This is a genomic window from Blastococcus sp. SYSU DS0510 (assembly GCF_054050835.1).
The window spans coordinates 162,057-175,915 of record NZ_JBJHAC010000006.1 but is presented as its reverse complement, the minus strand read 5'-3'; the positions used below and the strand labels follow the sequence as shown (position 1 = coordinate 175,915).

At 74.1% G+C, this 13,859-nt stretch carries 15 protein-coding genes; 6 read left to right on the top strand and 9 right to left on the bottom strand.

From position 1 onward, the window contains the following. Positions 1-35 precede the first annotated feature (35 nt). The 4 genes from ACI79P_RS07400 to ACI79P_RS07385 all read right to left on the bottom strand — a co-directional run bounded on the left by ACI79P_RS07400 (position 36) and on the right by ACI79P_RS07385 (position 5,311). The gene (locus ACI79P_RS07400; protein ID WP_456580389.1) at positions 36-704 is read right to left on the bottom strand and encodes an acVLRF1 family peptidyl-tRNA hydrolase; all 669 of its coding nucleotides are present in this window, start codon (positions 702-704) and stop codon (positions 36-38) included. Continuing rightward, positions 701-1,957 (bottom strand): alpha/beta fold hydrolase, encoded by a 1,257-nt coding sequence (locus ACI79P_RS07395; RefSeq protein ID WP_456580388.1) that lies wholly within the window; start codon positions 1,955-1,957, stop codon positions 701-703. Before ACI79P_RS07395 ends, ACI79P_RS07400 begins: the two co-directional genes overlap by 4 nt. An 11-nt stretch (positions 1,958-1,968) precedes the next feature. Next, positions 1,969-3,183: an MFS transporter gene (locus ACI79P_RS07390; protein WP_456580387.1), complete on the bottom strand. Its 1,215-nt coding sequence runs from the start codon at positions 3,181-3,183 to the stop codon at positions 1,969-1,971. A gap of 313 nt (positions 3,184-3,496) precedes the next feature. Continuing rightward, positions 3,497-5,311: a phosphoenolpyruvate carboxykinase (GTP) gene (locus tag ACI79P_RS07385; protein WP_456580386.1), complete on the bottom strand. Its 1,815-nt coding sequence runs from the start codon at positions 5,309-5,311 to the stop codon at positions 3,497-3,499. 201 nt (positions 5,312-5,512) lie between these two features. Here ACI79P_RS07385 and ACI79P_RS07380 point away from each other — a divergent pair, with 201 nt between their 5' ends. After that, the gene (locus ACI79P_RS07380; RefSeq protein ID WP_456580385.1) at positions 5,513-6,727 is read left to right on the top strand and encodes an NADH:flavin oxidoreductase/NADH oxidase; all 1,215 of its coding nucleotides are present in this window, start codon (positions 5,513-5,515) and stop codon (positions 6,725-6,727) included. On the opposite strand, the gene ACI79P_RS07375 is transcribed toward ACI79P_RS07380, so the two are convergent. Next, positions 6,724-7,239, bottom strand: coding sequence for an SRPBCC family protein (locus ACI79P_RS07375; protein ID WP_456580384.1), 516 nt, complete (start codon positions 7,237-7,239; stop codon positions 6,724-6,726). The two genes, ACI79P_RS07380 and ACI79P_RS07375, sit on opposite strands and share 4 nt — an antisense overlap. Continuing rightward, positions 7,236-7,583, bottom strand: a complete 348-nt coding sequence (locus ACI79P_RS07370) for an ArsR/SmtB family transcription factor (protein ID WP_456580383.1) — start codon at positions 7,581-7,583, stop codon at positions 7,236-7,238. The genes ACI79P_RS07375 and ACI79P_RS07370 overlap by 4 nt, the downstream gene beginning before the upstream one ends. Before the next feature lie 55 nt (positions 7,584-7,638). On the opposite strand from ACI79P_RS07370, the gene ACI79P_RS07365 reads away from it, so the two are divergent. The 3 genes from ACI79P_RS07365 (at position 7,639) to ACI79P_RS07355 (ending at position 9,149) form a co-directional block, all read left to right on the top strand. Beyond that, on the top strand, positions 7,639-7,857 hold the full coding sequence (locus ACI79P_RS07365; RefSeq protein ID WP_456580382.1) for a hypothetical protein: 219 nt from the start codon (positions 7,639-7,641) through the stop codon (positions 7,855-7,857). Positions 7,858-7,925: 68 nt separating this feature from the next. After that, positions 7,926-8,168 (top strand): acyl carrier protein, encoded by a 243-nt coding sequence (locus tag ACI79P_RS07360; protein ID WP_456580381.1) that lies wholly within the window; start codon positions 7,926-7,928, stop codon positions 8,166-8,168. Between the two features lie 18 nt (positions 8,169-8,186). Then, positions 8,187-9,149: an NAD(P)H-dependent flavin oxidoreductase gene (locus tag ACI79P_RS07355; RefSeq protein WP_456580380.1), complete on the top strand. Its 963-nt coding sequence runs from the start codon at positions 8,187-8,189 to the stop codon at positions 9,147-9,149. Here the strand turns inward: ACI79P_RS07355 and ACI79P_RS07350 are convergent. The 3 genes from ACI79P_RS07350 to ACI79P_RS07340 are packed head-to-tail and all read right to left on the bottom strand — an operon-like array spanning position 9,146 to position 11,601. Then, positions 9,146-9,838, bottom strand: coding sequence for a DsbA family oxidoreductase (locus ACI79P_RS07350; protein WP_456580379.1), 693 nt, complete (start codon positions 9,836-9,838; stop codon positions 9,146-9,148). The genes ACI79P_RS07355 and ACI79P_RS07350 overlap by 4 nt on opposite strands. A gap of 42 nt (positions 9,839-9,880) precedes the next feature. Next, positions 9,881-10,273, bottom strand: a complete 393-nt coding sequence (locus tag ACI79P_RS07345; protein ID WP_456580378.1) for an FKBP-type peptidyl-prolyl cis-trans isomerase — start codon at positions 10,271-10,273, stop codon at positions 9,881-9,883. Further along, complete coding sequence (locus ACI79P_RS07340; RefSeq protein ID WP_456580377.1) at positions 10,261-11,601, bottom strand: MFS transporter; 1,341 nt, start codon at positions 11,599-11,601, stop codon at positions 10,261-10,263. The genes ACI79P_RS07345 and ACI79P_RS07340 overlap by 13 nt, the downstream gene beginning before the upstream one ends. Before the next feature lie 126 nt (positions 11,602-11,727). Here ACI79P_RS07340 and ACI79P_RS07335 point away from each other — a divergent pair, with 126 nt between their 5' ends. Then, on the top strand, positions 11,728-12,111 hold the full coding sequence (locus tag ACI79P_RS07335) for a VOC family protein (RefSeq protein WP_456580376.1): 384 nt from the start codon (positions 11,728-11,730) through the stop codon (positions 12,109-12,111). Between the two features lie 37 nt (positions 12,112-12,148). Further along, positions 12,149-13,858 carry an alpha-glucosidase gene (locus ACI79P_RS07330; protein WP_456580375.1) on the top strand — a complete coding sequence of 570 codons (1,710 nt, stop codon included), beginning with the start codon at positions 12,149-12,151 and terminating at the stop codon, positions 13,856-13,858. The last annotated feature ends 1 nt before the right edge of the window (position 13,859 follow it).

Below are 13,859 nucleotides of genomic sequence, written 5' to 3'. Positions count from 1 at the left end.
GCGCTCGCACGCGGCTCGACGTCTCCTGGGCCGGCTCAACCCGCGGACGGGGACGGCTCCTTGATGAGCACCTGGACGGCGCGGAACTGCTTCGGCGCCCCCAGCAGGACCGCCTTGGTCGGCTCCCCGACGTCCAGGGCGGGATCGCGGCGCAGGGCGGCCAGCGGGCGCAGCCGGGGGGCGGCCAGCACCTCGTCGGCCAGCCCCCGGTCCCCGCCGGTGAACAGCGCCGCCAGCCCGTCGGTGTGCGGGAGCAGCACCCGGACGGCGGTCTCCACGGCGTGGTCGACGACGGCGTCGGTCTGGTGGCCGCGCCGGCGGGCGAAGCGCTGCTGCGACCAGCCACCGGCCGCCGTCCGGCCCTGCACCTGGCGGGCGTCGACCTTGGAGACCACCAGCTGGTCGCCGTCGAAGACGCCGACCGCCCACCGGCCCCGGCGGACGAGGAGCACGGCCGCGCGCCGCGGCCGGCCCGCGGCAGCCGTGAAGGCGGCGAGCAGGGGCGGCTGGGGCGTCCAGCCGAACGGGGCGCGCAGGACGACGGTGGTCGTGTCCGCGCAGGCGATCCGCAGCCCGTCGTCGGCCGGCTCCACCGTGGTGAAGGCGCCGTGCCGGGTGGCGACGCCGTCCAGCCAGCGGCCCAGCCGCTCGGGGGCCACCCCGAGCTGCCGCCCACCGCCGGCGGCCGGCCGGGGACGGGTCACCGGGACCGCAGGGTGAGCAGCCGGTCGAGCACGTCGCCCACGCGCAGGCCGTCGTGCTCGTGCTCGTTGGTCACCCAGGTGCGCACGTTGCCGACCTCCCCGGCCGTCTGCAGCGACAGCCCGGCGTCGACGTACATGTCGTCGAAGTAGACCGCGGCGTCGACCGGCACCTCGTTGGCCGCCAACCGCGCGGGGTCGTACAGGGCCGGGAACTCCTCGAGCTCGGCGAGCGCGTGCGCGGCCGGGCCGAACGGCCGCAGCGAGGCGATCTCGTCGAACATCCAGGGGTAGACCATCTCGCCGGTGAAGGGCAGCGGGCGGCGGTCCCCGTCGAACTCCGGGCCCCGCTCGTCCTCCGCCGCCCAGCCGACCGGGCCCGCCCCCTGCGCGTAGATGCTCTCGTGCAGGGCCGCGTAGAGGGGATCGTCCCAGGAGGAGGTCCGCCGGGAGACCTGGTCGAGGAAGGTGTCGGTGAGCTCGCCGTCGGCGCCCAGGGCCTCCTCGAACAGCCAGTGCAGCTCGGTGGCGCCGTCCCGCATGCCGAGCACGTGGCCGGTCGTCTGCAGACGGCGCAGGGTGAGCCGGTCGCCGTCCGGCAGGGTCGCGGGCCCGGCCGCCAGGCGGTCGGCGACGGCGGCCACCCGGGCGACGTCGCCCGGGAACCGCTCGTAGAACTGCCGGGTGCGGGCCGCGACGCGGGGATAGGTGCGCCGGTACACGTCGCGTGCGTCGGCGTGCAGGCCCGGCAGCCCGCCGGTGACCAGGCAGCGGGTCAGGCCCTCCGGCGCCCGGGACAGGTAGGTGAGGGTGAGGAAACCGCCGTAGCTCTGGCCCAGCGTCGTCCACGGCCGGCCGTCGTAGAGGGTGGCCCGCACGTGCTCGGCGTCGGCGACGATGGAGTCCGCGCGGTGGGCCAGCAGGTGGCGGGCGGCCGAGGCGGCGTCGGGGAAGCGGCTGAGGGCGGCGCCGGTCACCCGGGAGCTGCGCCCGGTGCCGCGCTGGTCGAGGAGGACGACGCGGAAGTCGCGCAGCGCCCGCTCGATCCAGCCGCCCCGGGTCGGCCGCGGCGACTTGCCGCCCGGGCCGCCCTGCAGGAAGAGCAGCAGCGGGAGGTCGTCACCGCGCCGGTCGGGGTGCACCAGCTCCCGCACGAACACGTCCAGGGTGCCGCCGGCGTCGGGGTCGCCCCAGTGCAGCGGCACGCTCACCGACCGGTCGCGGACGAGCGCTCCGGGGAGCGCGTACTCCTCCACGGCGTCGCCGGTCAGCGGGCCAGCGCCGGCTCGGCGGCGTGCTCGGCCGGCACGTGCAGCAGCCGCTGGTACGAGGCGACGACCACCGCGGCGATCCCCGCGGCGACGATCGCGACGACGAAGGCCCGGTTGGCGCCGGCGACGTCGACGATCTTGCCCGCGGCCGAGGCGCCGACGGCGACCCCCAGGCCCAGCGCGGTCCCGATCCAGGTGAACGCCTCCGTCACCGCCGACCGGGGCACCAGCAGCTCGGCCAGGGTGAAGGAGCTGATCAGCGAGGGCGACACCGCGATGCCCGCGACGATCACGAACGGCACCATCACCCAGATGTCGTCGATGAACAGCAGCGGGACGACCAGCAGGGTGAGCAGGGCCAGGGCCCCGACCAGCCGGAGCCGGAGCGGGAGCTGCCAGTGGATGGCGCCCCAGCCGATGCCGCTGGCCATCGACCCGACCGCCAGGCTGGCGATGAGCACGCCGGAGAGCGCCATGGCGTCCCGCTCGTCGGCGAAGGCGACCAGGGCGATCTCCAGGGTGCCGAGGATCGCGCCGACCGCGGCCCCGACGACGAAGAGCACGCGCAGCCCCGTGGTGCGGATCGCGGAGGGACCCTGCCGGCTGGCGTGCCCGTGCGGCTCCGGCTCGGTGCGGCGCTGGGCGGCGAACAGCAGGCTGCCCACGGTCGCCAGGGTGAACGCGGTGACGACGCCGGAGGTCGCGTGCCCCGTCGTCGACAGGAACGTGACGAGGACCGGGCCCACGATGAAGACGAACTCGTCGACGACGGACTCCATCGACAGCGCCGTGTGCAGCCGGTGGCTGCCGCGGAGCAGGTGGGTCCAGCGGACGCGGATCATCGAGGAGACCGGCGGGATGCAGGCCCCGGCCAGCCCGGCGGAGAGGAAGACGACCAGGAGCGGCCAGTCCTCGCGCACGGAGAACAGGAAGACCAGGCCGGAGAGGACGAAGACGACCAGCACCGGCAGCAGCACCCGGCGCTGGCCGTGCGTGTCGGCCCACCGGCCCAGCAGCGGCCCGGCGATCGCCGTCGTCACCGCCCCCACCGCCGCCACGGCGCCGCCGAGGCCGTAGGAGCCGGTCTCGGAGGCGACCAGGAGGACCGAGCCCAGCCCGACCATCGAGAGGGGCAGCCGGCCGATGAAGGCGGCGAGCACCATCGGCAGGGCGTGCGGCGTCCGCAGGACCTGCAGGTAGGGATTGGGCACGAGTGGGCTTGCCTCCGAGAACGGGCAGGGGGGGCTCAGCCACGCTAACCGACCGTGGGCGGGCGTGCCGCGACGGCGACCCGTGACGCTCCACCCGCCCCGGCGATGATCAGGGTCCCTGATCGTGGAGCGTCCTCCCTCACCGCCCACCGTGAGGGAGGACACCCGGTGATCAGCTCACCTGATCGTGGCCGACCGGGCGCGGACGGCGGAGGGCCCGGACCGCAACCGCGGTCCGGGCCCTGGCGACGTGCTGGAACGGCCACCCTTGAGGAGCCCGCGCCGAGCGTGCGAGGCGTGGGTGGCCCTCTCTCTACGCGAGGCGGCTCTTGAGGATCTCGAGCTCGTCCCACATGGTGCTGGGCAGCTTCTCGCCGAACTTCTCGAACCACTCGGTGATCTGCGGGATCTCCTCGCGCCACTCCTCCGGCTTGACCGCGAGGGCCTGCTCGACCTGCTCCGGTGTCATGTCCAGCCCCGAGACGTCGAGCGCCTCGGGCGTGGGCACGTGGCCGACGGGGGTCTCGACGGCGGCCGCGGTGCCCTCGATGCGCTCGACGATCCACTTGAGCACGCGGCTGTTCTCACCGAAGCCCGGCCACAGGAAGCCGCCGTCCTCGTCGCGCCGGAACCAGTTCACGTAGAAGATCTTCGGCAGCTTGGTGGCGTCGGCCTGCTTGCCGGTGTTCACCCAGTGGCCGAAGTAGTCAGCGGCGTTGTAACCGATGAACGGAAGCATGGCGAACGGGTCGCGGCGGACGACGCCGACGGCGCCGGTGGCGGCGGCGGTGGTCTCCGAGGAGAGCGTCGCGCCCATGAAGACGCCGTGGTTCCAGTCCCGGGCCTCGCTGACGAGGGGAACCGTGGTCTTGCGGCGGCCACCGAAGAGGATCGCCGAGATCGGCACACCGCGGGGGTCGTCGTACTCCGGCGCCAGGATCGGGCACTGGGTGATGGGGGTGCAGAACCGGCTGTTCGGGTGGCTGGAGAGCTCCTCGCTCTCCGGCGTCCAGTCCCGGCCCTTCCAGTCGGTGAGGTGCGCCGGGGGCTCCTCGGTCATGCCTTCCCACCAGATGTCGCCGTCGTCGGTGAGCGCGACGTTGGTGAAGACCGAGTTGCCCTTCTCGATCGTGCGCATGGCGTTGGGGTTGGTGTCCCAGCCGGTTCCCGGGGCCACGCCGAAGAGCCCGTACTCGGGGTTGATGGCGTAGAGCCGGCCGTCCTCCCCGAACCGCATCCAGGCGATGTCGTCGCCGATGGTCTCGACCTTCCAGCCGGGGATGGTCGGCTCGAGCATGGCCAGGTTCGTCTTGCCGCACGCCGAGGGGAAGGCGCCGGCGACGTAGTAGGTCTTCTGCTGCGGGTTGGTGAGCTTGAGGATGAGCATGTGCTCGGCGAGCCAGCCCTCGTCGCGCGCCATGACCGAGGCGATGCGCAGCGCGTAGGCCTTCTTGCCCAGCAGGGCGTTGCCGCCGTAGCCGGAGCCGTAGGACCAGATCATGCGCTCCTCGGGGAACTGCACGATGTACTTGGTGGTGCTGCACGGCCACGGGACGTCGGCCTGTCCCGGCTCCAGCGGAGCGCCGAGGGAGTGCATCGCGGGCACGAAGGGCCGGTCGGTCCCCAGCGCCTCGAGGATGCGGCTGCCGATGCGGGCCATGACCCGCATCGAGACGACCACGTACTCGGAGTCGGTGAGCTCCACGCCGAACATCGGGCTCTCGGCCTCGACCGGGCCCATGCAGAACGGGATGACGTACATCGTCCGGCCGCGCATGCACCCCCGGTACAGCTCGGTCATGACCGACTTCATCTCGTTCGGGTCCATCCAGTTGTTGGTGGGACCCGCGTCGGCCTCGTCGACCGAGCAGATGAAGGTGCGGTCCTCGACGCGCGCGACGTCACTGGGGTCGGAGGCGCACCAGAACGAGTTGGGCTTCTTCTCCAGCGGCGTGAAGGTGCCCGCGTCGACGAGCTTCCGGGTGAGCCGCTCCCACTCCTCGTCGGTGCCGTCGACCCAGACCACCTGGTCCGGCGTCGTCAGCTCGGCCATCTCCCGCACCCAGGCCAGCAGCCGGGCGTGTGTCGTCGGGGCGTTCTCCAGACCTGGGGTGGCCACGGTGGTCACGGCGTCTCCATCCTCTGCGTCGCCGGAGCGGACTCCCGTTCCGACGGTGGTGCCCTGCGAGCCGCGGCCGCTGGACGGCCGTTCGGATCGGGTCAGGCTACAAGCGTCGACATGCGCTTGTAACCGAGACAAATGTTACGTATAGGACGTCTTGTGCTCACCTCGGAACAGCCTGCCGGAAGGCGGCGTTCGCCACACCTCGTGAGCACCCCCCACCTCTTCTCGCCTTTTCGCCTCCGCGACGTCACGCTGCGCAACCGCCTCGCCGTGGCCCCCATGTGCCAGTACTCGGTCACCGACGGGCTGGTCGGGGACTACCACCTCGTGCACCTCGGGCGGTTCGCGCTGGGCGGCTTCGGCCTGGTGGTCGTCGAGGCGACCGCCGTCACCCCGGAGGGGCGGATCAGCCACGGCGACGTCGGCCTGTGGTCCGACGACCACGTCCCGGGGCTGGCCCGGGTGGTCGACTTCCTGCACGCCGAGGGCGCCGCGGCCGGCATCCAGCTGGCACACGCCGGGGCGAAGGCCAGCAGCCGCCGCCCGTGGGAGGGCTCGGGTCCGGTGACCGACGACGACGCCCACCCGGGTGAGGCGCCGTGGCCGACGGTCTCGGCGTCCCCCGTCCCCGCCGGGCCGGGGTGGCCGGTGCCGCATGCGCTGACGGCCGAGGAGTTGGCCGAGGTGCGCGACGCCTTCGTCGCCGCCGCCCGCCGGGCCGACGCCGCCGGGTTCGACGTCGTCGAGGTGCACGCCGCGCACGGCTACCTGCTGCACCAGTTCCTCTCCCCGCTCACCAACTGGCGCGAGGACGCGTACGGCGGTTCGCGGGAGGGCCGGATGCGCTTCCCGCTCGAGGTGGTGGACGCCGTGCGCGCCGCCTGGCCGGCGGGCAAGCCGGTGCTGGTCCGCGTCTCCGCCGTCGACGGTTCGGGGGACGGGCTGACCATGGAGGACACCGTCGCCCTCGCCCGCGAGCTGCGCGCCCGCGGGGTGGACGCGGTCGACGTCTCCGGCGGCGGCATCGGCGGCGGCTGGGAGCACCCGATCGGCTACGGCTACCAGGTGCCCTACGCCCGCGACATCCGCGAGGGGGCGGACCTGCCGACCATGGCCGTCGGCCTGGTCGTCGACGCCCGCCAGGCCGAGGCGATCGTCGCTGGCGGCTCGGCGGACCTGGTCGCGGTCGCCCGGGAGGCCCAGGACGACCCGAACTTCGCCGCTCACGCGGCCCGCCAGCTCACCGAGACCTACGACGCCTACCCGGTGCAGGCCGGGCCGCGGCTGGCCTCCCGCGACCGGCTCCTCGGCCGGCTGGGCCCGTGGACCGGCCCCGACCCGGTCCAGACGGAGGACCCCCGTTCCCCCCACCCGTCGCAAGCTCAGGGCGGGCCCCTGAACGGGGGCCGACAGAACTAGCCTGCGCGGCCGTAGGCGGGGCCGACCTCCGCGGCGAACACGTCCCAGTGGCCGGGCGCGGGCCGTCCGCTCACCTCGGCGTCGAACTTGTCCAGGTACCAGTGCCAGCCCATGGCGTAGTCGGTGACGTCGACGCCGGCGGCGAAGACCTGGACGAAGCGGAGGACGGTCCGGTCGCCCTCGGTGGAGAGGTCGAGGTCGATCCGCCACACCCCGGAGCCCTCCTGCTCCTGGACCCACTGCACGACGAGCCGCCGCGGCGGGTCGCACTCGACGACGGTCATCGGCTCGCCGACCGCCTCGTCCTCGTGGGTCATCGTGAAGGTGCCGGTGCCGCCGGGCCGCCGCTCGCCCTCGTAGGTGCCGATCCAGCGGGCCATGCGGTCGGGCTCGGTGAGGGCGGACCAGACGTCCTCGATCGGGTCAGGCCAGCTGCGGCGGAACTCCAGCCGGCGGCGGCCGTCGTCCTCGGTGGTGACGGTGCCGCGCCGGGTGTCCAGGTGTTCGGTCATGCCGGGTCTCCCATGCTCCGCGCCCGCCTGCCACGGGCGATCTCGGTGTCGAGCGCGTCGAGCCGCTGCGCCCACAGGTCGCGGTAGGGCTCCAGCCAGTCGTCGATCTCCCGCAGCGGCCGTGGGTCCAGCGAGTACCGGCGCTCGCGCCCGTCGGCGCGCACGCTCACCAGCCCGGCCTCGCGCAGCACCCGCAGGTGCCGGCTGATCGCCGGACGGCTCACCCGGAACGGCGCAGCGAGCTGCCCCGCGGTCCGTTCTCCCCCGGCCAGGAGCGCCACGAGTTCACGCCGGGTCCCGTCAGCCAGCGCCTGCATCGCCTCCACCGGCCATGCGTAACACATGTGTTACGCATCGGTCGAGGGGTTGGCGCGCGCCACCCCGGGAAAGGAGGCGGCCATGACCGTCACCGCTCCGGACACCCCCGACCCGCTCAACGACCCCCGCACCCTGCAGGCCGACCCGGGGGCCTACGGGGAAGGTGCCGACCTCGCCTCCGCGGAGGACGACGCGGCAGCGACCGGCGAGGACGAGCTGGCCGCCGGCGAGAACCTCGAGGACGAGGCGGGCGGCGGCGACGTCACCGGTGGCGCATTCGGCGACACCCCGCCGGCCTGATCGTGTGACGGATCGGTTCTCCCCGGGTAAGGCGGGCCCGTCCCACCCACCTGAACCGAGGAGGACCGATGGCCACCGGTGAAACCGGCTTCGAGGACGTCTTCTACGACCTCGTCTCCGTCCAGTACCACTCGCTCAAGGCCGGGCACGACTACGGCCAGTACGTCCGGGACGCCGAGAACGCGGGCCTGGACGACATCGCGGCGTTCTTCCGCGAGGTCATGGAGCAGGACTCCGAGCGCGCCAGGCGGTGCCACGAGTTCCTGGGCCGGCTCCAGGGCACGGAGCAGGGCGGCCCGGCCACGCAGTAGAGCGGGCAGGATGCGGTCGTGATCCGGACCGCGCTGACCCGCCGCTTCGACCTCGCCACGCCGGTCATCGGGGCACCCATGGCCGGTGTGGCCGGGGGCGCGCTCGCACGGGCGGTCTCGCTCGGCGGCGGGCTGGGCATGATCGGCGTCGGCAGCGCGACGCCGGCGTCCTTCGTCGCCGAGCAGTGCGCGATCCCGCGGGGCGACGGGCTGCCGTTCGGCGTCGGGCTGATGGCCTGGGCGCTCCCCGACCGGCCCGACCTGCTCGAGGCCACGCTGGGCGCGACACCCGACCTCGTCTCCGTCTCGTTCGGCGACCCGGCGCCCTGGGTCCCGCGCCTGCACGACGCCGGGATCGCCGTCGCGGCGCAGGTGAACACCGTGGCCGACCTGCACCGGGCGCTGGCCGCCGGGGTCGACGTCGTGGTGGCGCAGGGCAGCGAGGCCGGTGGGCACACCGGGCACCGCGCCACGCTCCCCCTCCTGCAGGAGGTGCTCGCGCTGACCGACCGCCCCGTCCTCGCCGCGGGCGGGATCGCCACCGGACGCGGGGTGGCCGCCGCGCTGGCCGCGGGCGCGGCCGGCGTCTGGATCGGCACACCGCTGCTGTCGTGCACGGAGGGGCTGAACTCCCCCGCCGCCCGAAAGCGGGTGCGGGCGGCGACGGGCGACGAGACCGTGCTGACCCGCGCCTTCGACGTCGCGGAGGGCGTCGCGTGGCCGGAGCGGTGGCCCGGCCGGGCGCTGGTCAACGACTTCTCCCGCGCCTGGCACGGGCGGGAGGACGAGCTCGTGCACGACGCCGCGGCCCGGCAGCTCGTGGTGGACGGCCGCCGGACCGGGGACCCGGCGACCGCCCCCGTCTACGCGGGCGAGGCGGTCGGCCTGGTGACGACGGAGCGCTCGGCCACCGAGGTGGTGCGAGAGCTGGACGCCGGCGCCGAGCAGGCCCTGCGCGCGGTGGCGGACCTGGTGGGCTAGGGGGCGCAGCTGTCGTCGGTGCAGCCCTCGGCGGGCGGCACGGTGACCAGCGGGTGCGCGTCCGCCCAGGCGCGCTCGAGCACCTGCAGCAGCAGCTCGGCGGGCTGGGCGCCCGCGGCGCCGTACTTCCGGTCGACGACGAAGAACGGGACGCCCGTCGCACCCAGCGACTGCGCGGTGGCGCTGTCCTGGCGCACCGCGGCCAGGTACCGGCGATCGGTCAGCGCGGCGCGCACCTCCGCCTCGTCCAGCCCCACCTGGACGCCGAGGGGCACGAGCGACTCGACGTCGAAGACGGAGCGACCCTCCTCGAAGTAGGCGTGCAGCAGCAGCTCCTTGAGCTCGTTGCGCGTGCCGTGCTCGGCGGCGAGGTGCAGCAGCTCGTGCGCGAGGAGCGTGTTCCCGCTGACGGCGTCGGCGAGGTGGTACTCCAGCCCCTCACCGGCGGCGACCTGCTCGACCTGCGCCATGTTCTGCCGCATCTGCTCGACGCTGGTGCCGTACTTGCGCGCCAGCGCCGGCAGCGTCGGGTGCGTCTCGCCCTCGGGGGCGGTCGGGTCGAGCTGGAAGGAGCGCCACACGACCTCGACCTGGTCGCGGTGCGGGAACTGCTCGAGCGCAGCCTCCAGCCGGCGCTTGCCGATGTAGCACCACGGACAGACGACGTCGGACCAGACCTCTACCTGCATGCCCGGCCCAACGCCGTCGCCCTCCCGACTTCTTCCGCCGGGTCAGCCGCCGGTGAAGGAGCGGACCCCGACGAGGTCGACGACGAAGACCAGCGTCGCGCCCGGCTTGATGACGCCCCCGGCGCCGCGCTCGCCGTAGGCCTTGTGCGCCGGGATGGTCAGCCGGCGGCGACCGCCGACCTTCATGCCGACGATGCCCTCGTCCCAGCCCTGGATGACCATGCCCACGCCGACCCGGAACTCGAGCGGGTCGCCGCGGTCCCACGACGCGTCGAACTGCTCGCCGCCCTCGTGGGTGACGCCCACGTAGTGGGTGCTCACCAGGTCGCCGGCCTCGGCCTCCGGGCCGTCGCCGACGACGAGGTCCTCGATCACCAGGTCGTCGGGGGCCGGTCCGGTCGGCGGCTCGACCTCGGGTCGGCTCAGCTGGGCCACGGTTCTCCCTCCCGCACCGGGGCTCTCCCGGCGCCGTCGTCCCCCATCCAAGCAGCGGGCGGCAGCTCCGGCTCGGGCCGGCCGACGTCGAGCGGGTGGGCCAGTTCGTCGGCGGGAAGCCGCCCCGCCCAGATGGCGACGACGGCGAACACCGGCGGGGCGAGCCCGGCCACCAGGAAGGCCCCGGTGAGCCCGGCCAGCTCGCTGAGCGGCCCGGCGAGCGCCATCGACAGCGGCATGAGGCTCAGCGAGACGAAGAAGTCGAGGCTGGACACGCGGCCGAGCAGGGCGGGCGGCACCCGGCGCTGCAACAGCGTCCCCCAGATCACCATGCCCGCCTGGAACGTCGCCCCCACGGCCGCCGCGGCGAGGAGCATGACCCCGAGGTCGGTGCTGAACCCGAAGACGACCATCGGCAGGCAGCCGGCGCCCCACAGCAGGTTCATCACCGTGAGGTAGCGGCGCGGCAGCCGCCACGACGCCACCAGCAGCGAGCCCAGCGCGCCGCCCACCCCGAAGGCGGCCAGCACCCACGCGTGCTGGCTCGCCCCGCCGCCGGCGTCCTCGATCGCGAAGGGGACGAGCACCTCGAACGGCCCCATGAAGGCGAGCAGCATGAAGGCGGCGAACAGCAGCGTGGCCAGCAGCCAAGGGGTCGCGACGACGTAGCGGACGCCCTCCCGGACGTCGGCGACCAGACCGGGCGGCGCCGCGCCCTCGGCCCGCTCCCGGCGCACCGGCGTGAGCGGCAGCGCGAGCAGGAAGCCCGCGGCGAGGAACGCCGTGGCGGCGGTGCCGGCCATCGCCGCGCCCGGGGACCACGCGGCGACGAGGAACCCGGCGACCGCGGGCCCCGCCGCCTGGCCGAGCACCGGGCGCACCGCCCCCTCCAGCCCGTTCACCGCGAGCAGGTCGCCCTCGGGGACGAGCGCGGGCACCAGCGCGGAGTACGCCGGGTAGAACAGCCCGAGGGCCGCACCGTCCACCAGGGCGACCACGGCCAGGTGCCACAGCTCCAGGACGCCGGCGAGCGAGAGCGCGGCCGCGACGGAGGTCGCGCCGCCCTGCAGCAGCGCCACGAGCAGCAGCAGGTGCCGCTGGGGCACCCGGTCGGCCAGCGCCCCGCCGAGCAGCGTCATGACGAGCATGCCGCCGGAGCCGATGGCGGCGACGAGCGAGAGCGACCCGGGGCCGCCGCCGAGCGCCACGACCTGCCAGACCATCGCGATCGCCCACAGCCCCTGGGTGAGCAACGAGAGCGCCATCGCCGCCGCGAGCAGGCGGTAGGAGCGGTGCCGCAACGGCGCCAGGGCGCGTGGCAGCGTCATCGCTCTCCTCCGTGGGTCGTGGGCGCGCCCATCCTGGGCGACGGGTACGACAGGACGCACGCGGTTTCCCCGAAGGCGGAACCGGGGTGCGCCGCTCTGTCGGTCCCCGCCGCTACGTTCCGCGCCATGATCGACCACCTGGGTCTGCAGTGCGCCGACGCCGAGGCGGCGGCCGCCTTCTACCAGCGCGTCTTCGCGGCCTGCGGCGTCCGCGAGGCGATGCGCATCGACACCCCGCACGGGCCCGTGATCGGGCTCTGCGGCCCCGACGGGCAGCCGCAGCTGTGGACCAGCCCCGCCGAGGACACCGGCCACCGCCCGGTGCACCTGGCGCTGGCCGCGCCGTCCCGCGAGGCCGTCGACGCGGTCTTCGCCGCCGCGCGCGAGGCCGGCGCCGAGGTCCTGCACGAGCCGCGCGTGTGGCCCGAGTACCACCCGGGCTACTACGGCGTCTTCGTGCGCGACCCCGACGGCAACAACGTGGAGGCCGTGCACCACGGAGGGCCCTGACCCTGCGGGCGGCGGCCCGGCGTGCTGGGCTGGGCACATGGCCAGTGAGCAGCCGCCGTGGTGGACCCGTGCCGTCGTCTACCAGGTCTACCCGCGCTCGTTCATGGACAGCGACGGCGACGGCATCGGGGACCTCGGCGGCGTGCTGCTGCACCTGGACCACCTGGCCGACCTCGGCGTCGACGTCCTCTGGCTCTCGCCGGTCTACCCCTCGCCGCAGGCCGACAACGGCTACGACATCAGCGACTACCAGGACATCGACCCGCTGTTCGGCTCGCTCGAGCAGCTCGACGAGCTGATCGCCGCGCTGCACGCCCGCGGGATGAAGCTGGTCATGGACCTGGTGGTCAACCACACCAGCGACCAGCACCCGTGGTTCCTGGAGTCGCGCTCGTCGACGGAGAACCCGAAGCGTGACTGGTACTGGTGGCGCCCGCCGCGCGCGGGCATGGCGCCCGGCGCCCCGGGGGCGGAGCCGACCAACTGGCAGTCGTTCTTCTCCGGCTCGACCTGGGAGCTCGACGAGGCCTCCGGCGAGTACTACCTCCACCTCTTCGACCGCCGGCAGCCCGACCTCAACTGGGAGAACCCGGAGGTCCGGCAGGCCGTGTACGAGATGATGCGGTGGTGGCTCGACCGCGGGGTCGACGGCTTCCGCATGGACGTCATCAACATGATCAGCAAGGACGTCGCCCCGGACGGGCACCTGCACGACGGTCCGCCGCTGGCCGGCTCCGCGCTGGGTGACGGCTCGGCGTCCTACCTGTGCGGGCCGCGGATCCACGAGTTCCTGCAGGAGATGCACCGCGAGGTCGTCGCCGGCCGCTCCGGCGCGCTGCTGACGGTCGGCGAGATGCCCGGTGTGACCGTCGAGCAGGCCCGGCTGTTCACCGACCCGGCGCGCGGCGAGGTGGACATGGTGTTCCAGTTCGAGCACGTGGGGCTGGACCACGGCACCTCGAAGTGGGACATCCACCCGCTGCGGATGCACGACCTCAAGGCCTCGTTCGGCCGCTGGCAGGCCGGCCTGGCCGACGTCGGCTGGAACTCCCTCTACTGGGACAACCACGACCAGCCGCGCGCCGTCTCCCGCTTCGGCGACGACTCCCCCGAGTTCCGCCGCGACTCCGCGACCTGCCTGGCCACGCTCCTGCACCTGCACCGGGGGACGCCGTACGTCTACCAGGGGGAGGAGCTCGGGATGGCGAACTACCCGTTCACCGCGCTCGAGGAGTTCGCCGACGTCGAGTCGCTCAACCACCACGTGCACGCCGTCTCGGCCGGCCACGACCCGGCCGAGGTGCTCGCCGCCCTCCGGTACATGAGCCGCGACAACGCCCGCACGCCGGTGCAGTGGGACGACTCCCCGCACGCGGGGTTCACGACCGGGACGCCGTGGCTGGCGGTCAACCCCGACCACGTGCAGTGGAACGCGGCCGCGCAGCGGGACGACGAGACCTCCGTGCTCGCCCACTACCGGCGGCTGATCGCGCTCCGGCACACCGACGACGTCGTCGCGCTGGGCGACTTCACCATGCTGCTGCCCGACCACGGCGACGTGTACGCGTTCACCCGCTCGCTCGGCGGGGTGGAGCTGCTCGTCGTCTGCAACCTGTCGCGGACCCCCTACCGGCTGGCCGAGCTGCTGCCGGAGGCGCCGGCCGCCGAGCTGGTGCTGGGCAACCTGCCCGACGACGACCCCGCCGAGCTGCGCCCCTGGGAGGCCCGCGTCCTGCGCCTGCCGTGAC